At 32.1% G+C, this 24,298-nt stretch carries 26 protein-coding genes; 10 read left to right on the top strand and 16 right to left on the bottom strand.

Features of this window, described 5'->3' with window-relative positions; genetic code table 11:
• Positions 1-6: 6 nt before the first annotated feature.
• Positions 7-1,410, top strand: a complete 1,404-nt coding sequence (locus MMARC5_RS03715; protein ID WP_011868500.1) for a methyl-accepting chemotaxis protein — start codon at positions 7-9, stop codon at positions 1,408-1,410.
• A gap of 17 nt (positions 1,411-1,427) precedes the next feature.
• Here MMARC5_RS03715 and MMARC5_RS03720 read toward each other — a convergent pair whose 3' ends face one another.
• The 5 genes from MMARC5_RS03720 to MMARC5_RS03740 all read right to left on the bottom strand — a co-directional run bounded on the left by MMARC5_RS03720 (position 1,428) and on the right by MMARC5_RS03740 (position 5,129).
• Complete coding sequence (locus MMARC5_RS03720) at positions 1,428-2,240, bottom strand: CheR family methyltransferase (RefSeq protein WP_011868501.1); 813 nt, start codon at positions 2,238-2,240, stop codon at positions 1,428-1,430.
• 55 nt (positions 2,241-2,295) lie between these two features.
• Positions 2,296-2,904, bottom strand: a complete 609-nt coding sequence (locus MMARC5_RS03725) for a chemotaxis protein CheC (RefSeq protein ID WP_048058454.1) — start codon at positions 2,902-2,904, stop codon at positions 2,296-2,298.
• A gap of 18 nt (positions 2,905-2,922) precedes the next feature.
• Positions 2,923-3,612: a chemotaxis protein CheC gene (locus tag MMARC5_RS03730; RefSeq protein ID WP_011868503.1), complete on the bottom strand. Its 690-nt coding sequence runs from the start codon at positions 3,610-3,612 to the stop codon at positions 2,923-2,925.
• A gap of 14 nt (positions 3,613-3,626) precedes the next feature.
• Positions 3,627-3,998: a response regulator gene (locus MMARC5_RS03735; protein WP_011868504.1), complete on the bottom strand. Its 372-nt coding sequence runs from the start codon at positions 3,996-3,998 to the stop codon at positions 3,627-3,629.
• A gap of 84 nt (positions 3,999-4,082) precedes the next feature.
• Positions 4,083-5,129: a CheF family chemotaxis protein gene (locus MMARC5_RS03740; RefSeq protein WP_011868505.1), complete on the bottom strand. Its 1,047-nt coding sequence runs from the start codon at positions 5,127-5,129 to the stop codon at positions 4,083-4,085.
• A 209-nt stretch (positions 5,130-5,338) separates the two neighbouring features.
• Here MMARC5_RS03740 and MMARC5_RS03745 point away from each other — a divergent pair, with 209 nt between their 5' ends.
• From MMARC5_RS03745 to MMARC5_RS03755, 3 genes are read left to right on the top strand one after another with little or no spacing between them, the layout of a single operon-like run.
• Complete coding sequence (locus MMARC5_RS03745; protein WP_011868506.1) at positions 5,339-5,836, top strand: UPF0254 family protein; 498 nt, start codon at positions 5,339-5,341, stop codon at positions 5,834-5,836.
• An 8-nt stretch (positions 5,837-5,844) separates the two neighbouring features.
• Complete coding sequence (gene aroE / locus MMARC5_RS03750) at positions 5,845-6,684, top strand: shikimate dehydrogenase (RefSeq protein ID WP_048058554.1); 840 nt, start codon at positions 5,845-5,847, stop codon at positions 6,682-6,684.
• An 8-nt stretch (positions 6,685-6,692) separates the two neighbouring features.
• A complete protein-coding gene (locus MMARC5_RS03755; protein ID WP_011868508.1) occupies positions 6,693-7,439 on the top strand; it encodes a coenzyme F420-0:L-glutamate ligase in 747 nt (248 codons plus the stop codon).
• Positions 7,440-7,482: 43 nt separating this feature from the next.
• Here MMARC5_RS03755 and cobS read toward each other — a convergent pair whose 3' ends face one another.
• The 7 genes from cobS to MMARC5_RS03790 all read right to left on the bottom strand — a co-directional run bounded on the left by cobS (position 7,483) and on the right by MMARC5_RS03790 (position 13,175).
• Positions 7,483-8,256 (bottom strand): adenosylcobinamide-GDP ribazoletransferase, encoded by a 774-nt coding sequence (cobS, locus tag MMARC5_RS03760; protein ID WP_011868509.1) that lies wholly within the window; start codon positions 8,254-8,256, stop codon positions 7,483-7,485.
• Between the two features lie 15 nt (positions 8,257-8,271).
• On the bottom strand, positions 8,272-8,949 hold the full coding sequence (locus MMARC5_RS03765) for a TIGR02253 family HAD-type hydrolase (RefSeq protein ID WP_011868510.1): 678 nt from the start codon (positions 8,947-8,949) through the stop codon (positions 8,272-8,274).
• A gap of 16 nt (positions 8,950-8,965) precedes the next feature.
• On the bottom strand, positions 8,966-9,250 hold the full coding sequence (locus tag MMARC5_RS03770; protein ID WP_011868511.1) for an energy-converting hydrogenase B subunit P: 285 nt from the start codon (positions 9,248-9,250) through the stop codon (positions 8,966-8,968).
• Positions 9,251-9,317: 67 nt separating this feature from the next.
• Positions 9,318-10,829: a phosphoadenosine phosphosulfate reductase domain-containing protein gene (locus MMARC5_RS03775; protein WP_011868512.1), complete on the bottom strand. Its 1,512-nt coding sequence runs from the start codon at positions 10,827-10,829 to the stop codon at positions 9,318-9,320.
• 34 nt (positions 10,830-10,863) lie between these two features.
• Positions 10,864-11,676, bottom strand: a complete 813-nt coding sequence (locus MMARC5_RS03780; protein WP_011868513.1) for a sulfite exporter TauE/SafE family protein — start codon at positions 11,674-11,676, stop codon at positions 10,864-10,866.
• A 13-nt stretch (positions 11,677-11,689) separates the two neighbouring features.
• Complete coding sequence (locus MMARC5_RS03785; protein ID WP_011868514.1) at positions 11,690-12,142, bottom strand: FAD synthase family protein; 453 nt, start codon at positions 12,140-12,142, stop codon at positions 11,690-11,692.
• A gap of 22 nt (positions 12,143-12,164) precedes the next feature.
• The gene (locus MMARC5_RS03790) at positions 12,165-13,175 is read right to left on the bottom strand and encodes an AI-2E family transporter (RefSeq protein WP_011868515.1); all 1,011 of its coding nucleotides are present in this window, start codon (positions 13,173-13,175) and stop codon (positions 12,165-12,167) included.
• A 92-nt stretch (positions 13,176-13,267) separates the two neighbouring features.
• On the opposite strand from MMARC5_RS03790, the gene MMARC5_RS03795 reads away from it, so the two are divergent.
• Positions 13,268-15,109: an aldehyde ferredoxin oxidoreductase C-terminal domain-containing protein gene (locus MMARC5_RS03795; protein WP_011868516.1), complete on the top strand. Its 1,842-nt coding sequence runs from the start codon at positions 13,268-13,270 to the stop codon at positions 15,107-15,109.
• A 43-nt stretch (positions 15,110-15,152) separates the two neighbouring features.
• On the opposite strand, the gene gatB is transcribed toward MMARC5_RS03795, so the two are convergent.
• Both gatB and hisG read right to left on the bottom strand, forming a co-directional pair.
• On the bottom strand, positions 15,153-16,562 hold the full coding sequence (gene gatB, locus MMARC5_RS03800; RefSeq protein ID WP_011868517.1) for an Asp-tRNA(Asn)/Glu-tRNA(Gln) amidotransferase subunit GatB: 1,410 nt from the start codon (positions 16,560-16,562) through the stop codon (positions 15,153-15,155).
• Between the two features lie 176 nt (positions 16,563-16,738).
• On the bottom strand, positions 16,739-17,605 hold the full coding sequence (gene hisG / locus MMARC5_RS03805; protein ID WP_011868518.1) for an ATP phosphoribosyltransferase: 867 nt from the start codon (positions 17,603-17,605) through the stop codon (positions 16,739-16,741).
• Positions 17,606-17,883: 278 nt separating this feature from the next.
• On the opposite strand from hisG, the gene MMARC5_RS03810 reads away from it, so the two are divergent.
• From MMARC5_RS03810 to cbiB, 4 genes are read left to right on the top strand one after another with little or no spacing between them, the layout of a single operon-like run.
• Complete coding sequence (locus MMARC5_RS03810) at positions 17,884-18,240, top strand: UPF0058 family protein (RefSeq protein WP_011868519.1); 357 nt, start codon at positions 17,884-17,886, stop codon at positions 18,238-18,240.
• A gap of 55 nt (positions 18,241-18,295) precedes the next feature.
• Positions 18,296-19,630: a CCA tRNA nucleotidyltransferase gene (gene cca / locus MMARC5_RS03815; protein ID WP_011868520.1), complete on the top strand. Its 1,335-nt coding sequence runs from the start codon at positions 18,296-18,298 to the stop codon at positions 19,628-19,630.
• A 12-nt stretch (positions 19,631-19,642) separates the two neighbouring features.
• Positions 19,643-21,073: a DUF530 family protein gene (locus MMARC5_RS03820; protein ID WP_011868521.1), complete on the top strand. Its 1,431-nt coding sequence runs from the start codon at positions 19,643-19,645 to the stop codon at positions 21,071-21,073.
• A 9-nt stretch (positions 21,074-21,082) separates the two neighbouring features.
• Positions 21,083-22,003, top strand: a complete 921-nt coding sequence (gene cbiB / locus MMARC5_RS03825) for an adenosylcobinamide-phosphate synthase CbiB (protein ID WP_011868522.1) — start codon at positions 21,083-21,085, stop codon at positions 22,001-22,003.
• Between the two features lie 85 nt (positions 22,004-22,088).
• On the opposite strand, the gene MMARC5_RS03830 is transcribed toward cbiB, so the two are convergent.
• Together MMARC5_RS03830 and cobJ are read right to left on the bottom strand one after the other, a co-directional pair.
• Positions 22,089-22,484: a translation initiation factor IF-5A gene (locus MMARC5_RS03830; protein WP_011868523.1), complete on the bottom strand. Its 396-nt coding sequence runs from the start codon at positions 22,482-22,484 to the stop codon at positions 22,089-22,091.
• 142 nt (positions 22,485-22,626) lie between these two features.
• Entirely contained in the window at positions 22,627-23,379 is a 753-nt protein-coding gene (cobJ, locus tag MMARC5_RS03835; protein ID WP_011868524.1) for a precorrin-3B C(17)-methyltransferase, read from the bottom strand.
• A 436-nt stretch (positions 23,380-23,815) separates the two neighbouring features.
• On the opposite strand from cobJ, the gene MMARC5_RS03840 reads away from it, so the two are divergent.
• Positions 23,816-24,292, top strand: a complete 477-nt coding sequence (locus MMARC5_RS03840) for a hypothetical protein (protein WP_011868525.1) — start codon at positions 23,816-23,818, stop codon at positions 24,290-24,292.
• Positions 24,293-24,298: the final 6 nt, after the last annotated feature.

Genomic DNA, 24,298 nt, shown 5'->3' on the forward strand with positions numbered 1-24,298 from the left:
ATGAGCATGAATACACAAAAACCATATTCCCCAATATTAATTACTGCGGCTTTAACCTCCGCAATTATTTTTGTTAGTACATATTTTTTAAAAATGGCTTCAATGTATGATTTAAAGATATTATTCGTGTTACTTATAATTTCAGCAGCTATTTCGACTGCAGTAGGATATAATATACTTAAAAAAACATGTTTTGATGGACTAGATGCATTTATGGAATCTTCTTCAAAAATAATGGGAAAAGAATTTGATCATTGTGATGAAGAGATGTTTAAAACTGTGATATCTGATTTTGAAAGACTAAAAAAAGATGATGATGCATTAAATATATATAAAAAGGAAGTTTCCAAGACATTTTCAGAACTCCATAAAATATTTAAAAGTCTGGAAAATTGTGATTTTACCGTTAGGGCAGATACAAACAGAAAACATAACGAACTACAAGTAACAACAAATAATGCAATTGAAAATGTTGCAACAATGATAACTGACCTTAAAAAACAGATTGAATATTTAAACAACGAACTTTCAAAAGCGAAAGAAGACCTAATACGGGCAGAAGAAACTTCTGAACAAGTTGCAGATGCAGCAAGTCAGGTTGCAAGTGCTGCTGCAGACCAGTCTGCAAAATTACAGGAGGCATCAGACCAACTCGAAGCAACCTATGGCGTTGCAAAAGAAGTTTACGGTGCAGCAGAAGAAACTGTCAAATCTGCGGAAGAAATCAGCGAAAACTCTGAAAATGGGGTTAAAAAAGTTGAAAATGCAATCACAAGAATGCAGTCAATAACAAATGTAATCGATGAGTTAGGAAAAGCAATCCAAATGCTCGGGGATGATGGTAAAAAGATCAACGACGTTACAGGATTAATTAAAGATATTGCAGAACAGACTGGACTCTTAGCATTAAATGCTTCAATTGAAGCTGCACGTGCGGGAGAAGCTGGAAAAGGGTTTGCAGTTGTTGCAAGTGAAATTAAAGCGCTTGCAGAAGAAATTAAAAAATCCGTTGAAGATATCAATCATACAATCGACGGCGTAAATCGAAGAATTGAAGATACAATGGACCTTGGATTAAAAGGAAAAGATGAAGTCGATAAAGGGGTAATTGCAATCGACGAAGTAAATGATGCACTCTTAAGAATTAAAGAAAGCGTTAATGGTGCAGCAGATAAAATAAACGGAATTAAACAGGGTGCACAAAATGCTGCCGATAATACTGAAGGTGCTTTAAAGAATGCGCAGGATATTGCATCGATCTCAGAAGAGTTTGCAGCTACTGCGGAAGAAGTTACTGCATCTGCGGAAGAACAGAGTAGAATAATGAACGAAATAGATAATTATATAGAAGAAATAACTCTAGCTTCTGAAAAAATATCCAAGGATGTTAGCGCATTTAAAACAAAATAATAAAAAAATACTACTAATTAATCTATTTTTAATTTTTGATATATTCGTTCCCTGTGATTCGAAGGTTTGAATGCATTTCTCGAATCTCCGTGGAGCATTTCTGTTTTTCCCAAAATTAAGTACCCATCATCAATCAATGCATTGTGAAATTTCATAAATAATTTTTCCTGAATGTTCTTATCAAAATAAATTATCACATTCCTGCAAAGAACCATGTTCATACTTGACATCGGGCCTTCCTTAATTAAATCATGTTTTCTAAATTGAACCATTCTTTTTATTTCATTTTTGATTTGGTATTCATTATTGTTCAACTTATCAAAATATTTTTCAATCGTGTTTGCATCCATGTTTTTCAATTGTTTCGATATATAACTTCCTTCTTTTGCTTTTTCCAAAATTTCTTTGTCGAGGTCTGTTGCGGTGATTGAAACCCTCAAAAATTTTTTGTTATGTTTTTCCATTAATTCTTTTAGTATTACCGCCAGCCCATAAGGTTCTTCACCCGAAGAACATCCTGCACTCCATATTCGAATAGTTCTAATCTTTTTATCGAGTACCATTTTTTCAAAAATATTCCTAAGTTCGTTGTATACCGTCTTATCCCTCCAAAATTCGGTTACGTTAACCGTAAGTGTATTTTCGAGCTTTTCATATTCTGAAGGGTTTTTTGTAAGATATTCATAGTATTCACCAAAATCCTTGCATTTACACAATCGCATCCTCACAGAAACTCGCCTTAAAATGTAAGTATCTTTATACTGGTCCACCTGTATTTTTAATTTAGTCCCAATATCTCGTTTAATTTTCTTAAAATAAATGTCTTCCATTTCAAAATCACCTTGTAAAAAAATAAAAAACAAAATTAAAAAGTTAAGTAAATATTTATAAATTATCAAGGTTTTGGAGTTTTTCAGGATCAATTAATACGAAAATATTACTTTTGATTGGAAATCGTCCAACAATGTCGATTTTATTATCAAAAACCAGCGCATTGTCAATCCCTTTGTCAGCCATATCTAATACCAAAGATTCAACAATATTAAATCCACTATCTTTGGTAAATTCCGGAGTTGTGATATTTATTTCGCTTTTTAATGCATTTGCAAAAACATTTAAAAATGAAGCTAATACAACATTTGCAACTTCATTTAGTACGGATTCCTCAATTTCTGAATATTCTGGAAGTTCAGCCTTATTAACTAATCCATCCCAAACAAAATCGAGTAGTAATAGCTTTTCTAATTTTACGGAATCTTCCTCGTTGATCATAAGAACGGCAGTTCCTGAAAGAGGTCCGTCAAAATTTATTTTTACTACCTTACACGTTTCATCGTCAAATTGTTCAGGAATGTATTCAATAGGGACAAAACGAAGGCCCGTAAAATAAATATCGGTATTTTCTCCAGTAAGTCCCGTAAATGCATTAGCAGTATTTTCTGCTGCGTCTTTTCCAATATCGACCAATTTATTTATTGTATCTATCACTCCCAATGTAACACCGCATCCATACTAATTTAGTTTTTCGAATAATTTATCAGTAGATTCTGGGTTCATAACTATAAAAACCTCAAAACCGGAACCTATTCCATGAGAAAATAGTTCTGACTTAAAAGTAAATAATGTATCTGTAGAATCGATCTTATGATTTTTTAATTCTTCATCGATCAGATTTGTTAATTTTCCAGTACCAAAATCAGGAGGGGTCATGTTAAGTGACGTATTCATGAAGTTTGCAATTGTATCCACAAAAGCAGAAATTAAAAGATTACATGTTTCGTTTATTGCAGAAACCCGCATTTCACCAAATACCTCATCGGAATTTTCTTCCATGCCCATTCCTATAAGCATTGAATCCGCCATACTTATTGCAGATTCTTCAGAAAAAAGTAAAACTCCAGTTCCGGAAACATCGCCATTAAAATTTATTTTGGTAAAAACGCTATTTTCATTATCATTGGCCATATTTTTAAAATCTTGTGCTGAGTTAAGTTCTATTTTAAAAACTTTAACTTCAACACTGTCCCCACTCATTTCTTGAACAAAATTTGCTGCTTTTTCTGCAGCAGTTTTTCCAATATTTTCAAAAGCCGCAATATTCTTCATGTCATAATTATTTTCAACAACCATTGTTTCCACGCCCGCTTCTTCATCTACAATAACTTCAAGAAGTTCTTTCCACTCTTTTTCGGAAAACCCCATTATAAAACCCCTAATTATGGAAACAATTTGTTAAATTGTTCTAAGATTTTTGGTGCTTGGAAAGGTTTTACGATATAACCATCCGCTCCAGCATTTACAGCGTCGATCATTTTTTGTTCCTGATCTACCGAAGTACACATTACAATTTTAATTTCTGGAAATTTTTCTTTTATTGTTTTTGTTGCAGTTATTCCGTCAACTTCGGGCATTACAATATCCATACTGATTAAATCAGGTTGTAATTCTTCTGCCATTTTAATTGCTTCTGCACCGTTAGAAGCTTCACCCACAACAACATATTTGTTTGTTGGTGAAAGAATTCGCTTTAAGATATTCCTCATAAACGCAGAATCGTCTACGATCATCGTTTTTACAATATTTGCCATTATTACACCTCAATAAGTAAAAATAAGTTAAATTTATTTTTAGAATACTAGTATTTTAATTTTTTATGTAGGTAGTTTGTAATTTTAGAAATTTGTAATTATAAAGTTTGTAACAGCCCGTCCTTTTTCCGTAAGATCTGTTTCTTTCCTAATTCTTACAAGATCTAAAAATCCTCGATCTATTAAGTTTTCAAGCACTTTTTCCACTTCATCGATACCCATGCCCATCATTCCGGGGAGTTCGAGGGATGTAATTCCGGTATACATTGCAGCCAAAATTTCCTGCTCTTCGGGAGCTAGCTTATCAACTTCATTCTTTAACTTATCTCCACTCCAACTTTCAACTGCAATTTCAGAATCAAGTTCAGCATCAGATTTTGGAAGTAAACTTTTGATTACATTATGATACTTCGTTAGTTTTGAAATGTACCTTAAAACATAGAGTAATTTGGTTGAAGGAATGTGTATGTAGGAGTTCACAGTTTCTCCACCCCGCAATTGCTTTATTTCCAATACTTCCTTATCTTCATCATCGATTTTTTTCTTTTCGAGAGATACTGATTCCATATTGGTAAATAAATCGTAAACTTTAGGTTTTTCGCCAGAAGTGACTGCGACTGCAAGAACCAATTCTTCAATAACAGAAACTCCCCTTTTAACAGGCTTTTTGGCATAAACAAGATATCCGTCTTCCCATTCAGAAGATACATCAACAGAACCGCCTACGATTCTTGCATACTGTAATTTTATTTCTTTTTTATTTAAGAACTGTTGAAATACTTTTTTCAAAAATGCATTTATCGTAGGTTCTCCATAAATGGAAGCTTCTGGTGCAAATCCTATACTGTATTTATCTTCATCGGGAGGGCTTAGTCTAAAAGAGCCATACGTTGAAATATCATCTAAATTGTTTTTTGCGATTTCTAAGGCTTTTCTTGGAAGTTCAAGCCCAATATCATCAACATGCTCAAAAGCGACAGTGATAGTTTTGTTATCAAAAATAAACTCCAAATAATCCTCATATAATTCTATTTTCAACTTTCTCCATTTTGTAAATGGATCTCTTAATGTATAGGGTGTTACAATAATACCCTTGCCCTCAAATACTGCTACTTTTTTAGATTTCGCCATTACTACACCTTTTAAATTAAAGTTATTAGATTATAGTATTTTTATAATTTAAACCTTTAGTTTTATCCATAATTTTTTAATATGGAATATGAAATTAAATAATATTAAATTAAACATAATAAAATATTCAAAATTATGGGCATAAGGACATAAAAATTCAAAAATAAAATAGTAATCGATAAGAGTAATAATATAACGAGATAAAAATAATGATTTCAGTAGCTACTGCAGAATGCTTTACTCATGGAAAAATCGGGATTAAAATCCATAAAATGGCCTGTGGATACAGAGAACTTGAAAAAGATCCAAATTATGGCATAATTAATGGAAATGTATTTGTAATGGCTTCAATGTTCTTACCTTCAAAAAAAGGAATTGAGTCAATTCTAAATGTTAAACTTCCAGAACCCGACTACGTTTTTAAATATTCAAAAGCATATACTCAAGAAAACGATATTTTGGTAGCTAAAATGGTTGCAAATGCACTTAAAAATAAGTTAAAGTGTAATATTGCAATTTCAAGTACTGCTGGAGTCGGAAAGGGTGCTGTGTGCATATTAACTGATAATAATGAATATGTTTTCACGTCTGATGTTTATGGAGATTTGATAAAAGGGGAAAATATATTAAAACGGCAAACAAATGGTTTAAATAAATCATTTGATACATTTGTTGAAATTTTGAAAAAAGAATATGGCTTAAAGTGATTATCATGATGATAGATTCAAAAACAAAACTACTCGGACTTATTGGACATCCTGTAGATCATTCATTTTCACCGATAATGCACAATGCTGCAATTGAAGACCTTGGAATAAATTATAGATACCTTGCATTTGATGTTTCAGAAGAAAACCTAAAAGATGTGGTTGCAGGTGCAAAAGCATTTCAGATTGCAGGTTTTAACATTACAATCCCGCATAAAATGAATATTATGAAATATCTGGATGAAATTGATGACGATGCAAAAGCAATTGGTGCAGTAAATACTGTAAAAATTGAAAATGGAAAAGCAATAGGGTATAACACTGACGGAATTGGTGCAAAGAAGGCACTTGAAGAAAAAACTGGAATTTTAATTAATAAAAACATTTTAATCATAGGCTCAGGAGGCGGCTCAAGAGCTGTTTCTTATGAACTTGCAAAGGAAAATAAACTAACAATTATAAACAGAAATATTGAAAAAGCAAAAATTCTTTCTGAAGAACTTTCTAAAAATTTGAAAAAGCAAAATTCAATAACCTACGGGGATTTAAATGTAGATATAAAAGATTTTGACATTATTATAAATACAACACCTGTTGGAATGTATCCAAACATGAATGTAAAGCCAGTAATTCCTTTGAATGATATAAAATATGGTGCGGTTGTAATGGATTTAATATATAATCCTCTTGAACCAGTATTTTTAAAAGAAGCCATAAAATATGGTGCGGAAACAATAAATGGTATTGGAATGCTTGTATATCAAGGGGCTGTTTCTTTTGAAATATGGGCTGGGAAAAAACCAGATGTATACGTGATGAAAAAAAGTATTAATTCAAACATTCGATAGTGAAAATCATGATAAAAGAAAGAGTAAGAATGGAAGTAATTGGCCTTGAAATTCCATTAATAAGTGGAAATGAAGATTATACTTTAGCAGAACTCATTTCAAAATATCCTCTCGAAGATAAAGATATAATCGTTATTGCAGAAACTGTCGTTTCAAAAATTGAAAAAAATGTGATTTTAAAAGATACAATAAAACCCTCAAACGAAGCTATTGAACTTTCTAAAAAACTTGGAAAAGAACCTGAAGTCGTTCAGGTAATTTTAGACGAATCAAATGAAACAGTTAGACTTGGACCCAATTTTATAGTAACTGAAACTAAACACGGGTTTGTCTGCGCAAACAGTGGTGTTGATGAAAGCAATACTTCAAAAGGAATAAAACCACTTCCAAAAAATCCAGACAAAAGTGCAAACGAAATAAGAAACGGAATTGAAGAAATAACTGGAAAAAAAGTTAGCGTAATTATTAACGACAGTATGGGTAGACCATTTAGAAAAGGTTCCTGCGGTGTTGCGATAGGAGTTAGTGGAATTTGTGGACTTTGGGATAGAAAAGGGGAAAAAGATCTCTTTGGAAGAGAATTAAAAACCACCGAAGTTGGAATTGCAGACGAACTTGCAGCAACTGCTTCTGTTGTTATGGGACAATCCAATGAAGGAATCCCTTTAGCAATTATTAAAAATGCGCCAGTACCATTTAAAGAAGGAACTGGAAAAGAATTAATCAGAAAAAAAGAAGAAGATGTATTTAGATAATTTATTTTAATTTTTAAGCTTTTTTTATATCTTTATTTTTAATTTATCCAACTAATGAAAAATATGGAGTAAATGCAATAATTACAATCAAAAATACCATTCTTGATATTTCCGCGGTTGCTCCAAAAATATCTCCTGTTACACAGCCCAATTTATTATTAGATTTCCATGCAATAAACATTCCTAAAAATACTGCCAAAATTGAGCACAGAACACCTATTTTTGGAATTTGAAGAAGTATTGAAACTCCAAGCGCAAATATTAACCCCGTTAAAAGGTGCGATTCATTTGCCGTTTTCGCAAAATATCTACCAGTTCCATCATTTGCAGGAATTCCGCAGCAAGCGCAGGATAAAAGCCCGAGTCTTGAACAGGTTTCAATTATTATAATATATTTTAAAAATAACGTGAAACTGTTTGTTTCAAATAGATATGCAAAGGAAAATAATGACATAAGTTCAACAAAAAATACAAAGACAAAACCGCCTATGCCCATGTAAACGTCTTTCATGACCTCTAATTTTTTTCTCGCATTTCCAGTTACCATCCATGAATCCCCATAATCAGCAAGCCCGTCAAGATGGTGGAAGCCCTGAATATATAATAATGTAAATAATACTGTTGTTCCAAGTATATTTCCGGAAGTAAATCCTAAATAATTTAATAAATATGCACTAAATACCCCAAAAAGTGAAATTAACGTTCCAACAAGGGGCATGAACATGAAATATTTTGCAATATCTTCAAAATCACTCTTTGAATGTCCGACTGGAATTCTAGTCATAAAAAGTATTAATCCTTTTAATTCGTCAATCATATTATCCCATAAAAATTAAATAAGTAGTTTAATTATTTTCGAAAGTTCTGAAATATTTTTTATGGTGTAATCACTTACATCATCGCTAATTTCTGAATATTTTCCCCGCAATATCCTTACAGTAGTCATTCCAACAGTTTTTGCAGGAACCATGTCCTTGTCAGCCCTATCCCCAACATAAATCACTTCTTCGGCTTTTAAATTAATTTTTTTAAGCCCATAATTGAAAAATTCGATATTTGGTTTTCCTAGGCCATATTCTTCTGAAGTTATGACTTCATCAAAAAATGGATGGATTCCAAGTCTTATTAATTTTTCCCATTGTTTTATGGTAATTCCGTCTGTTAAAATCCCCAAACTTAAACCTATACTCCTTAAATCCATTAATGTTTTTATTGTGTCAGAATATGGCCTAAGTAGCGCAAATTTAACGTTGTGGTATGTGATAATACCTGTTGTAATTATTTTAGGATCATATGTTCCAGTAACTGCCTTTACAAGGTCGTTAAAGTGGCCCCCATAGTTTGAACCCTTTTGTTCAATAATTTTATTCAATATTTTTAAAGCATCTTCTTCAGTAGAATTCAAACCTGCATCAATCATGGACCTCAATGCTTCTTTTCGTGCACGGCTTGCAAAACTCGAAGAATTGTAAAGTGTATCGTCAAGGTCAAAAAGCACCCCTCTAATCATTTTTTCACCGATTAACTTAAATTGCTTTTTTAACCTTTTCTTCAACCATTTTAAATATTCCAACAAAATCTTCGTCCATTTCGACAGGAACTACGATTAAACCAAGTTCCTGATGTCTTTGTACCCAGTTTTCATCGTATGCAGGAATATCTATTTTTATTGGTTCATTTGTGGGATTTCCAACCACAAGGTTTCTGTGGGGGAATTCTTTTACGCCATCTTGTTGATAAACTTCAACAGTTTCTCTTATATATCCGCCAAGAGACATTGTTAATTTTGGGAGCAGTAGCATCTTTGGCAACATATCACCTTTTGTTTTCATAAGAATATTATAATAACTCATTAATATATGCACACGTTTACAAGATTTATCCGAGCCAGTTTTCATTTATCGATTCGTCTGCTTTTTGGTTGTTTGATCTTGTTTTGTTAGTCCATCTCCAACCGCCTTTTACCCAAGTTTCATCTTTTCCATGAATTTTGGCGTGGCTTTTTAAGAAACTCTCCCATTTTTCCCATAATTCCGGATAACTCATTTTTACTAACTCGATTTCCCCAATTTCCATTGCAGGACACATGAAACATCCCACTCTATCAAAACACTGTTCATATAATACATTGTACGGAGCTTTATGTTTTAAAATGTATATCCAAACATGCATTGCAGTCCAATTTAATATTGGGGCGGACAACATCTGTTTTTTAATCGTTGGACTATTCCAGATTCTTGGTTTTTTTGAACGATTTATCGATTCGTATTTTCTAAGGCCTACAAAAGAAAGGCATCCTTTTTCGTATTTTTCATCGATAAGTGTTCCTAAGGGAGATACCTTACAGACTTCACTGCACCATCGATTATCTCTTCCAGGGGGGCCATATTCTTCTAATTTTTCCCAGAATTCTCCTGAACTGGTTTTTAAAATTTCAATATCATACTTATTAGTAATTTTTTCAATATTATCTAATGTTTCGTTAAATTCAATTCCCGTATCATTAAATAAAACTTCGAATTCAACAGGGTCTTTATGGTTTTTAAACGCCTCAAATGCAAGAAGAAGTACTACAAGGCTATCTTTTCCACCAGAATATGCAACGGAAACTGGTTTTCCAATTTTTACAACAGTATTTCTCATAAATCCAATTGAATTGCTTTCAACCTTTTTCATGGCGTTTTTGTTTGCTTCAATCATTTTTTTGACTGATTCATCAAATTCGCCAATTTCATGCAAAACTTCTGAATTTTTTGGAAGTTCAGATTTTCTTACCTTTGCGACCATTCCCTTTTCAGAATTTACGATCTTTTCGTAGTCCATTCTGGACCTTCCAACACCCAAAACATCCATTTCAGTAAAATCATGACTCGAATCTTTTCTTTCTACCAATATAATAACGTCTTCGTCATTTCCGATATCTTCAGAAGCATATGCCACACCAGGTCTTAAAACAGATGCACCTTTGTTTAATATGAATTTTGGAACGTCTTCTTTTACTACAAGTAATTTTTTCTTACATCCTGCAATAATAAGCCTTCTAGCACCTTCGATTGTCGGAATTATTTTCCATTCGTGTTTTTTCTCGTTGAAATTTAAAATTCCAAAAATTATTCCGTCAATTATAATTTCCTGAAAGTATTCAATTCCTGGAGCCTTGTTTACGAGCACCATTTTATTTTTAAATAGATTTTCTTCAATTCCAAATTGTGATTTTATCGTTTTATTTATTAAATCCAAATCGCCTTTAAATGCAGGCCTTGCATCTCCAGGGGGCGTTACTTTAACTTCAACCGTTTCAGAATCGCAAATTGCACATTTTGTGTCAAGTACTGGAAGGTTACAGTTTATACACCATTTTAAATGAATTTTTCCTAAAATAGTCTTCAAAATATCACCGTTAATTAAATACGCCAGTTTAAATTTAAATTATCATTGTTAATCCAACAAACATAAGTATAATTCCAAAAAATTTCTTTAAAACACCTGAATTAATATTATTTGAAATTTTAGCACCATATCTTGAAAATATGAGGCTCATAACACCTATCGACAAAGCAGCAGACACTGAAACATATCCTATGAAATTTAGATATTTATAACTACCTACTATCTCGACAGAGCTTAATAGATATCCCAAAAAACCGCTCAATGAAATTATCACCATCATTCCAAGAGATGTTCCTATACTCTTTTTTATTGGCGTTTTTAAAAATATAGTCAAAATCGGAATTGCAATAGTTCCACCACCAATCCCAAACATGCTTGACAAAACACCTATTAAAAATCCACACAATAGTACTGGCAGATAATTAACGTTTTGATTACTTTCAATTTTTGGATTGGTTTTGTTAAACGCCATATTTAATGAAAGGATTATCAACATAATGCCGAAAAGTATTCTGTGTAGATCACCACTTATATAATTTGTAACAATCTTAACTCCTGCAAAAGTTCCCAAAATTCCGGAAAATCCGAGCAATAGGGAATATTTCCAGATAATATTTCCATATTTTGAATGGGAATAAGCACTGTTTAGTGAAGTTAAAAAAATAACTGAAAGACTCGTTCCAACAGCCATTGCAACAACGTAATCGTCAGAAATTCCTAGATTTTGAAATATATAAATTAAGGTTGGAACCATTATAAAACCGCCACCAAGTCCCAAAGCACCGGTCGTAAAACCTACGATGCAACCAACCACCAATAAAAATAAATAAATCAAATAAATTTCCATGGTTAACACAAAACTACACTTTTAATTCCTTACAACACCATCTTCTAACAATTTCTTTTAAAATATCGTAAGAACTGTGGAATGGGCATTTTACATATTCTTCAACTTTTAATATTTCAGGATATAAAAAATGTTTCGCAAGCTGTGATTTCAGTTCGTTTATCTGGTAAGTTGTCTGATCAGGACCCAATATTATAACATCTGGCCTGATTTCTAAAATCGGTTCAAGTTTATTAGTTAAGCTACCCAAAACTGCACGATCAACTGGTTTTAGTGCTTCTATCATTACCTTTCGCTGTTCTTCAGGAATTACCGGACTTCTGCCCTTAATTTTTTTTACAGTTTCGTCTCTTGCAATAATTACAACGAGTTCATCTGCGTGTTTTTTCGCGAAATTAAGCGTGTTGAAGTGTCCAGGGTGTAAAAGATCAAACGTGCCTGCAGTTACTGCTATTTTCTTTTCCATTATATCACTTTGTAGTTATTAGCTATTTTAGGTTTATAATACTATCTTTCCCATTTTTAACCCGGAATATTGCATCAAATGTGCCCATTATCAAAGGACCTAATGCAAAACCAGTTACTCCTAAAGCAAGTGGCCCCATCAAAAATGCCACAAGTGCAATAGCGGGGTGAATATCGCTTTCGTGATTTACGAGCCTTGGCCTTATTGCAAAATCGGGTGCAAGAGATAAGAAGATTACTCCAAAACCAAAAAGTAAAATTGCTTTTGTATACATTCCGACTGCAATATAATAAAGAGATAATGGCATATATATGGTCCAGCCACCCACAATTGGAAGTAATGTTAAAATACCACTCAATGCTCCAAGTGTAACTGGATTTGGAAGTCCTATTGCCCAAAAACCAGCAATTGAGATTAATCCAACAGTAAATGAAGTTAAAGCATTTACAACGAAGAGGTTTTTATATGCTTCATTAAGTTTTCGAATAAATAGCTCGGTTTGAACATGATAAACTTCAGGAACATGGGGCATTATTGCATCTTTAAACCTATGGCCATCTTTTAAGAAATAATACGTCAAAAATACTGTAATCAATCCTTTTATAAACAAAAGCGGTATTCCATATATTTGTTCTGCCATTTTATTTATGGTTGGCTTTAAAAAAGTCCATAATTCCGAAAGTATCCGATTTAAATCTTCTTGTGCGATATTTTGTAATCCTAAATAATTTACAAATTGTATTGTAGTATCAACAAGACTTGGAACATTTAACGTGTTTAAAAATTCCACAACATCCGATAAAATTAAAACTACTAATGATAGTGCAGGAACTGTCACCATCAAAATACTCAGTATTGCCCCAAGAGTTCTTCCAGCGTATCGTCGTACTGCATTAAAAAAAGGCTCTGTCATATATGCAAAAGCACATGCAAATGCAATTGTGTCTAAAAATGGTACTGCAATCATTAAAACAGCTGTAAAAGATACTAAAACAAAAATTCGCATTATGAATCGATATTCATTCTCTTTCATAAAATCCCCGTTAAAATTCAAAATAAATAAAAACAAATAGGTTTAAACCCCAATTAATTGTAAGTGTTTATTAATTTATCAGGGTGTGGTATATGAACATTTTGATTGATGGATCAAGACAAAATTACGAAGTACTTGATGGAAAAGAGTTTCCAATTTCTTTTGGAATTGATCTGCACAACAAATACGAAACATGGAAATTTAATGCATATAATGAAAAAAATCTGTTCTGTTTTGGAAAAGGAATTTTACCAATAGTTGGGGGACATAGATTAATTTTTTCATTTAGATCACCACTATGGGATGGATTTCACTTTTCTGCGATGGGAGGTGCGGGTTATACTTTCAAAGATACTGGTGTTCAAAACGTTGCGATTACTGGAAAATGTGAAGTTCCAAGTATTTTGGTAATTAATGGAGAAGAAGACGAATTAAAAATAGAATTTATTCCATTTACTGAAGAAATAACTGATATTTATAAATTTAATGACAAAATACTGGAATTATTTAATGAAAAAAATTACAGGGCATTTTTAGTTGGACCTGCTTCAAAAACTACGAATATGGGTGCAATTTACTCGCAAACCATAAGAAATGGAAAAATTGTTGAAGGTTCTGAGGACTGGGCTGCAAGAGGCGGTGGTGGTTCAGTTCTTTACCGGGCCCATAATATTTTAGGGGTTGTATTTTTTGGTAAAAAAACTCCTGAAAAGGACGTAAAATCTGTTGTCGAAGAACACTACCAAAAGCAGTATTCAAAGGTAATTTTAGAAAATACTGAAAAATACCGATACAGTAACGAAAGAAAAACAGGCGGAACGTTTGGAAATAATTACCATGTTACAATGGATTTAACACCGATATTTAACTGGAGAATGCCATTTATCGATAAAAATAGACGTTTAAGATTACATAAAAAAATACTTGAATATTTTGTTGGTAGATTTGATAAAGAAGCAATTGAAACTAAAAATTGGACAAATTGCGGAGAACCATGTCCGGTAGTGTGTAAAAAATACAGAAATGGTCTTCACGTAGATTATGAGCCATATGAAGCAAATGGTCCATGTATTGGAGTATTTGATATATATGCAGCAGACAGGGTAGTTCATACGATAGATAAACTCGGATTTGATGCAATCGAATTTGGAAACTTATGTTCTTGGGTTTTTGAACTATTGGATAATGGCATGTTAAAACCCGAAGAAGTTGGAATTGAAAAACCACTATTTGATATTTCAAACTTTGAAAATGATGACGATATCTTAAAAAATTCAAAACATAATGCAGAACAAGCCGTAAAACTTGCAAGAAACATTGCTTTCGAAACTAACGAATTTGGAAAAATCTGTAAATTTGGAGCTAGAAGAGCTGCAAAAACACTGAATGAAAATTATAAAAATAGAATTATTGATAAAAAATTCGAAGATTTTGCAGTTTACGATTCTTTCGGGGAACATGGACAGATTTCACCAACAATGTACTGGGCAATTGGAAATTTCATGCCTTATTTGATCCAGGGTAAATATTTAACATACTACCAGTGCGGTGTTTTTTTAGAACCTGAAGAACTCGCAGAATTAAGCGTTAAAAATTCAATTGAAGAAATTACGCTTGAAAATCTCGGAATATGCAGATTCCACCGAAAATGGGTATCGCCAATAATCGAAAACCTCGTAAAAGAAGTAAGCGATGTTGATATCACAGAAGAATCTATGGAATTATTCAAAAAAATTGCAAAGTACGATTCAAACATCGGCTATCCAAAAATCGAAAGTGAAAGAGTTAAAGAATTGATAATTTCTGGAGCTTACGAATTTGAAAATGAAAAATGGATAGAAGAATTTGAAAAAGGAAATTTCAATGAATATATAAAAAGAGTTCTTGAAAAATACAGTGAGTTATTAGATATTGAATGGAAATTAAAAGAATAATTTCATATTTTTACTATTTTAAAAATTTAAAAAAAGATAAAATTTATCCATCAATTTTTTTCTTAAGTATTTCGACAACGGTTGCAGGTTCTGCCCTTCCACGTGTTAATTTCATTACCTGGCCGACTACTGAGTTCAATGCTCTTTGATTTCCAGATTTATAGTCTTCGATTGCTTTTTCACTGTTTTTAATAGCTTCTTCACAAGCTTTTTCAAGTTCACTTGTGTCTTCGATAACTGTTAAGCCCATTTCATTAATCAATTCTTTTGGAGTTTTTTCTCCTTTGTGTTCAACCATCTGCTCGATAATCGTTTTACCGATTTTTTGGCTGATTGTTTTGTCTTTAATTGAATTGATTAATTCAACCATGTGTTCTGGCCTTAAATTTGTTTCAAAGAATTCTAATTTATTGTAAACTAAAACTCTCTTCAATTCATTTCTAATCCAGGTAACTGCAAGCGAAATTCCATCCTTATCGTTTCCAAGTTCAGCTACAACTTTTTCGAAAACATCTGCAAGTTCTAAATCTGAAACTAAAACTTTTGCATCGTCTTCTTTTATTCCATACTGTTCAACAAACCTTTTTTCTTTGTTCATAGGAGTTTCTGGCATTTGGGCTTCTACTTTTTCAACCCATTCATTGTTTAAAACAATAGGCTGTAAATCAGGGTCTGGAATGTATCTGTAATCATCTGCAGTTTCTTTGCTTCTCATTCCTTTTGTAATCATTTGACTTTCCATGAAAGCTCTTGTTTCGAGTTTAATTTCTCCGCCCCTTCTGAGAACGTTTTTCTGCCTAATTAATTCATATTTTAAAACTTTGTAAACTCCCCTTATTGAGTTTACGTTTTTAACTTCAACCCTATTTCCCTGAATTCCGTTGTATTTAATAGATATGTTTGTATCGGCCCTCATTGTACCTTCGCCCCTTAAGTTGCCGATATATCTAAATAATCTCAGTAACTGCCTTAAAAATTCTCTCGCTTCTTCAGGGCTTTTCATGTCTGGATCAGTTACAATCTCAATTAACGGAGTTCCGCTCCTGTTGTAGTCAACAGTTCCAAGGTCAGGCTTGTACTGTCCGGGATCTTCCTCTAAGTGAACTTCAGTAATTCCCACACCTAAAAATTTACCGTGTTCTCCGATTGGAACAGATGTTTTTTGGTACCCACTTGGTAAATCTGGGTAGTTATAGTGTTTTCTCTGGAAATAGATGTCTTTATCGATTACCATTTCACAGCCCAACATTTTTGCAACCATTATTGCCATATCGATTGCTTTTTTGTTTGGAGGCATTGGTTTTGCACCGGGGTGTCCTATGCATACTGGACAGATGTTCGTGTTTGGTTCAACGTCTTTGTAATTTGTAGGGCACTGGCAGAATAATTTAGAATTTGTGTCTACCTGTACGTGAATTTCAAGACCGCATTTCATGGATAGATCTTCGCTCATTTTATTCACCCAAATAATAAAAATAAATTATTTTAACATGACGAGATTTTAAGAATAAACTTCATTTCAAACCTAGATAAATATACTCTACTTTCTTTTTAAATTTAACTATAAAAAGATTTTTTAAGAGATATTATTTTAATCTAAAATCAAATGGCCTGAATAAAAAAATATTTTTAAAGTATTCTTTCTATTGGAACGACCAAAATATCTCTTGCACCGAGTCTTTCGAGATTAGTGACTGTTTCAAAGACCTTATTTTCATCAATTACTGCATTAATTGCAAGCATTTTATCATTTGAAAGAATCTCAGATACAGTTGGACCGCCCATTCCAGGAATTATTGATGTAATTTCTGAAACTTTGTCTTTTGGAGCGTTCATCATTATCAATCTTTTGCTTTGTGCGTAGAGTACACTTTTAATTCCTGAAAGAACTTGGTTTATTTTTGCACTTTTTTCTGGGTCATCCATACTTTTTTTGTTTGCGACAAGCCTTGTTGTTGATGAAACTACATTTTCTACTTCTTTTAACCTATTTAATTGAAGTGTTGTTCCAGTTGAAGTTAAATCACAAATTAAATCAGAAACACCGATAAATGGAGCAATTTCTGTTGCGCCGCTTAATTCAATAATTTCTAAATTCAATCCTTTTTTTTCCAAATATCTTTTTGTAAGGCCTGGAAACTCTGTTGCAATTTTCATTCCATCTTTTACGTCTTCAATAGAATTTACGGTTGAATTTTCAGGAGCTGCAATTACAAGTCTCGCATTTCCAAACTTAAAATCTAAAAGCATTTCAAGTTCTTCTTCAGTATCTCGCTCAAGCATTAAATCGTATCCAGTAACTCCAACGTCAGCAACACCATCCCTCACAAATTCAGGAATGTCTTTTGCTCTTGCAAACATCACTTTTATTTCTGGGTCAACAGTTTGTGCAAAAAGGCTTCTCCCGTGTACGCTTATCTTTAAACCTGCTTTTTCCAAAATTTCGTTTACAGGTTTTGAAATTCTTCCTTTGTTTGGCAATGCAAGTAAAATCAAAATATCACCTAGAATTATGAACGGTACAAAAGTTAAATCAAATAACTCAATTAATCTTAAAATTTAGTACGTTTTTCTGCATAAATAAGTTTGGTATAAGGGGAATTATAAGTATTGCTATAAGAAGGATTGTAATATAAAGTATAAGGTATGAGTTTACACGTTAGATCTTTTATCGATATTTTTAATATAAGAATAAAGAGCAGAAACGAAACCTCTGAAAACTATATATAATATGATGGTTTAATTTAATCCACAACAATTAAAAGGGGGAACCAATGCATAAAGAACAACTGATGGAACTCCACCAATTTTTCGTACACGTCTTCAAAGAAATGGTCCCGGAAGGAAGAGACTGTGTTTATTTGAAAACTTACGAAGAACTAGACGTAAAGCCCCACCATATCCACAAATTAAAAACAGAACAAAGGGCCGCTATTTTTTTACTTGCTGCATGCCTTGCAGAAGGATTATCTGAAAGAGACAATTCAATCCCCGAAAACCTATCAAAAAGATTATCGGAAAACGCTTTTAAATACATAAACATGCAATCTGAGAAATATCAGAATTTAAAGGATGTTAAAAACTCGATTGATGTCCAATGCAAGCGCGAAAACGTAAAAAACACAGTTTAATCTGTTTTAAATATATTTCATAGTTATTTTTAAATTTTATTTTCAGGTGGGTATTTTGAAAAAATTAAATATTAACGATTATAACGATATTTTAAACGAAGTTTTAAACGATATCCGTCCAACAGAACTGGAAAAAGATAAATTAAAAGTATTTTCGGATAAAATAATCGCTAAAATTAAAGATATTTCAAAATATCCTGTTTTAGACATCATTCAAGTCGGATCAACTGCAAGAGATGCAAATTTAAAAGACGATCATGACCTTGACATTTTTTTAAGATTTGAAAAGGAAACCGATCGAGATACGTTAAAAGAATCTGGCTTAAGAATCGGAAAAGAAGTAATTGATTATTTCAATGGAAAATCTTGGGTAGAATACGCTGAACACCCTTATGTTTCTGGAGAAATTGAAAAATTCAATCTAGATATTGTTCCGTGCTACGGCATTGAAAACTGCGAAAAAATAATTTCCGCAGTTGACCGGACTCCTCTTCATAACGAATTTTTGATAATGTCTTACAAAAATAAAAATTTATCAGATGATATCCGTCTTTTAAAAAAATTCTTAAAAGGTCTTGGAATTTATGGTTCTGACTTAAAAACTGCTGGTTTTTCAGGATATCTGTGTGAACTTTTGATATTAAAATACGGCGGATTTTTAAGCCTTTTGTCTGACGTAAAAAATTGGAGACCGAATAAATCAATAGTATTAAACGAAATTTACGAAATGTATGATTTGAAAAAAGAACATGAATTTTTAAATTTTGACGATTCCTTAGTCGTATATGATCCGGTTGATTTAAACAGAAACGTTGCAGCAGCGTTAAATGAAGAAAACCTCTGCAAATTTATATTTTATTCAAAGATGTTTTTAGAAAATCCTTCAAAAGAATTCTTTTATGGATTTGATAAAAAAATTACAGATTTTTTAAATATACGAGAACGAGGATATTTATTAACTTTAGAAATTTCAAGGCCCGAAAATATCGTTGAAGATGTAATATACCCGCAAATGGAAAAAATACAAAAAAGCATCAATAAATTAATTAAAGAACATGATTTTGAATATATAAGATACCAAAATTTTGCAGATGAAAATACGTGTTATCTATCTTGGGAATTTTTAATTCATGAACTTCCAGATGTAAAAATAAGAACTGGCCCCCCAGTATACAGCGAACCGGGAGTAGTGAATTTTATAACGCATAACGAACATTATTTTGTTAAAGGCTGCAATGTTTGCGCATACAAAACCAGAAAATATAAAAACATACAAATACTATTCGAAGATATTGTTAATGGGAAATTGAGGAAGATTATAACATATCCTAAGTACGTGTGCCCTGAAAATGCGGAAATACGATTAGGTACTTTTGTCGAGAGGACATAATTTCGGGATAATATGGACAGTAGTGTCTTGATTAAGGAATGCAATGATTTTTTAGATTGTTTATCAAATTTTGGAGATAAATTAAAAGATTTCGACTCCGAAAAAGAAGATAGTGTAAACTTTATATGTGAAACTCTCGAAAATAATTTAAAAATTTTAGAAAACTTTAGAGAAAAAATGGAACTTCAAGGATTTGATACGCCATACATCGGTGTCGGCCGGTTGAAAGGGGGAGAAGACGATGATATTTACGAAATAATCAATTATTCATCGTATCTTAGAAGAATGGTCGATGAAAAGAAAGGATCGCTTGAAAGAGTAAAATACGCAATAGTTTCTCATAAAATTGCTATTGGAAATATTCAGGAAGACTTGGGAAACAAAAAAATACTTTCCTACCTATCATTTGATGGATCATATAAGGAAATGCTCTCTAAAATTCCTCCTTTTTTTATAAAATCATACAAAAGAATTTTAACCGCTTTTGAAACCGAAGGAAAGGGCATTTTAAGTTCGATTACATTATCTCTCGTTATTTTAGAAAATGGAAAAAGAAAATTTAAACGAATAAAAATAGAAGAAGAAGATTACGAAGGATATATCAAAAAAACATTTGGTGATGCGATAATCACATCACTTAAGAAAAATTATTCGAAAAATAAACTCTTAAATGACCAGTATGTCAAAAAAACACTTTCTTTGGCATATTTAAGTGCGTACGCTGATGAAATAATTGAAAAAATTGATGAAAAATTAAAAGAGAAACTTTCAGATGAAGAAAGATGCATTGTTAAAAAATACCGTATGATATGCAGTGATTTTAAAAGTGATGACTATGAAAGCGGCGTAATTGATGTACGTGCGATGGAAGAAACTAAACTTAAAAAAATGAATTTAAAAATTGATCTAGAAGACAAAGGATTGTATAGAAATGGAAAACCATTAAAAAAGCTTAAAACATCACTTGAAACGGAAGATGAAATTTTTGAGAATATTTCTTTAGAAGTGCCCCTTAAAAATCTCTCAAAAGACCTTTTAACGTACTATCTAAAAAAATCAGCTGATGAAAGAACCAGATCAAATCAGTTCCCATCAATACTTGTTACTCCATCTTCTGCACATTTGAACTGGTTAGTTGTAGAAAATATCGAGCCTAAAAAAATACTTGATTTGAAATTTTTACTCGAAAAAGAACTTCCAAAGTACGAAATACCCCTAAAAAACCTCGGCGGGGTTTCAACCTACCTCCTTTACGATTGGGATATTGTAGAGTCTTTTGGATTTGAAAAAACGGAAATTGAAGAGATATTAAAGTTAATGGCTGCGATGAATGACGTTAAAGAACTTTTGAAAGATAAAATAGATGTTAAAAAGTTCGAAAAATACAGTAAAATTAAAAAAGATAAAACTAAAAACTTTTTAAACGCACTTGGAAAACTTTAAGGTTAAACAATGATAAATCCAATTTACTTAATTTTAGCAGATTTTTTCGATAGATACATCGGAGAACCTCCAGAAAAAGTCCACCCTGTCATATTTATCGGAAAATTAATCATCTTTTTTGAAAATGTCTTTAAATCAACCAATTCGATAAATAAAAGTAGAGACTTACTTTTTGGTTTTTTCAATGTTATTTTGGTTTTAGCAATAGTATTCTTCATGGCTTACGAAATAGAACAAGTTATAAACTCGATTTCAAATTCATACATTAGAATTTCTCTTTATTCAATAATTCTTTCGTTTTCAATCGGGCACAAATCATTAATTGAATTTTCAAAAGCACCAATAAGATATATTGTAAATAATGATATAGATGGTGCAAAAAAATCCGTTCAGTGCGTTGTAAGCAGAAATACAAGTGAATTGGGCAAAAAACATATTTTGTCTGCCTCAATTGAAAGTGCATCAGAAAACATTACTGACAGTATCATTGCACCGTTAATTTATGTTGCGATCTTTGGACTTCCAGGGGCTTTTTTGTACCGCGCAGTTAACACGTTTGATGCAATGATTGGCTATAAATCAGAAAAATATCTATATTATGGAAAAACTGCCGCATACCTTGATGATATTTTAAATTTTATTCCGTCAAGAATTGCTGGAATGCTTTTAATAATAACCGCACCATTTTACGGAGGAAAAATAAAATCTGCATTTTATGGATTCTTTAAAGAGGGAAACAAAACCCCTTCACCAAATTCTGGATACACTATGGCAACAATTGCAAATTCATTGAATATGGGGCTTGAAAAGATTGGATGCTATAAACTTGGAAAAGGGGAAATAACCATTGAAAAAGCGTTGAATTCATTAAAAGCAGTTGATTATTCAGTTTTACTTTTTTTAATAATATATACTGTACTATTAATGTAAATTAAAGTTTTAAATAATCTTTTAATTTTAAGAATAACTGTTTTAAAAAAGCATTGATATTTAAAAAAAGTTTTAATCAGACAAATTATTTGCTGATAACTCTTGTGATTTTGTATCTGTCCATTGCTTCGAAGTATTCTACTTCTACACCGCTGTCGATACCTTCAACATCTTCTGGCATTGGTAATTCTAATGTTTCGTAGGTTTCCATGTCCATGATTTGAACGTTCTCGCCCATAAGTGCTAAAACTTGTCCTTTTCTTTTGTCAATGAGGGGTACATCGATTCTTGAGCTTGCTGGCCCCACGTGTTCTTTTTTAACTGATTCAAAGATACCCATTGCAACCAATCTTACCTTTGCACCACCGTGTTTTCCTGGTTTTGAGTGTGTTGTGTCCATAACTCTGCATGCAACACCGTCAATAACAACGTACTGTCCTACTTTAAGAGATCCTAAATCAGAAGGTTTTGTTCCTGCCATGATATCACCGTTTTAAGCTTGTAGTGTTTGAAATTATATAGCAATTATCTCAAATGCTATATAAACTATGTAGTCCTGAAAAAAGGCTTTCGAATAATATATTTTTATAATATATATAATTTTTTAGCATTTTGGTTCAAATTCACTCGTATTTTGACATATACCCTCTTGGAGTAATCATCATGCCGTCGATAATTTTTGTATTGCTGTTTCCAACAACAAGGGTTGTACTCATGTCAATATACTGCATAAATTCGTCCAAATTATTAACAAGATTATTTATTGTAGTTATTTTGTATTCAAAATCGTTTCTTCCTGCATTTTTAACAATTCCAATAATGTAATCGATATTTCGGTCTTCAGAATAGTTCGAGATTATTTCAACAGTTTTTAAGAAAGGTTCTTTTCTTTTTTTACCCAGAGGATTATAAATTGCAAGAACCATGTCGCTTTCTACTGCGCAATTTATTCTTTTTAAAATAGTTTCTAATGGCGTTAAAAGGTCGCTCAAACTAACAACTGCAAAATCGTGGTTTAAAGGTGCACCAAGTATTGATGAACAGACACCTGCAGAAGTAAGTCCGCTTACGACGTTTATTGTAACGTTGTGTAAATTCTTTTCATTCAATTCATATGCAAGAGATGCAAGACCATATATCGTAGCATCGCCGTTTGAAACAAGTGCCACATTTTTATTTTCAGCTTCTTTTAGGGCATATTCAACCCTTTCAACTTCTTTGGTCATGCCGCTTACGTAAATTTCTGTATCAAATCTTTCAATATATTTTTTGTATCCTGTATAGCATACAATTAAATCAACAGAATTTAGTGCATTTTCAGCTTCTTTAGTAAAATATTCCTCGTTTCCAGGACCGATACCAACAACATACAACATTTTATCACAGAATCAGTTAAAATACAGTTATAATTTTTAAAAACAGTTTATTTAGCGTTAGATTAATAAATGGTAGCTGTGTCAGATAGTGCTGATGTCTTCATCCCAAAATCATGAAAATCATGAATTTAGTCAGCGGGGGTAACTGTCATCATACAACGTTATTGGTGTCATAAAAAACCCAATATTTGGCTACCATTGTTACCCGTATACTATTAACATGGAATATACTCTAAACATTTATATATTTTGTTAATAGTCGGACAATGGCTTACGGTTTTTTGATACCTCAAAAAAAATTAAAAACTCCTCCATGATACGATAGTTTTTTATAAAAAATAATTTCCAGAATAATATGGGGGAGGTATGAGGTGAAATTATTCATAGACATCACCTGTACTTCAAAAATGATGAAGAATTTGAATTTTTTAAAAAGATGTCAGAAGATCTAAAATATACTAGCTTTAACGCATTTGCTAAAGCTGGAATGATCTACATGCACAAAAGTTTAAAAGATGAAACTTTTGACGATAAACAAATTTTAAAAGAAATTCTTTCGTTATTGAAAGATTTAAAAGAAAATGATTTTGAAAAACCTGTAAAAACAAAAAAAGTATCTGTAATTGACGACTTTAGAGAAAAACTAGAGAATACGCCAACAGATACGGAATATAATTTCATACTAAATTCAGTTTTAAATATCCTATCAACTGAATTTCCGCGATGGGTTGATATTGAAGACATAATCCATAGAATAGGAATTGGAAATAACAACATGGCAATAGGTCTATTCCAAAACATGATTTTTGAGAATCAGGAATTTAAAAATCTAGTCGAAAGAAAGCACCGCATGCTAAGAGCAAGAGATTCCGCACTACCTCATGAAAAATATCTTATGAAAATAAGTGATTGAGGTGTG

This window comes from Methanococcus maripaludis C5 (assembly GCF_000016125.1).
GTDB lineage: Archaea > AGJL01 > Methanococci > Methanococcales > Methanococcaceae > Methanococcus > Methanococcus maripaludis_D.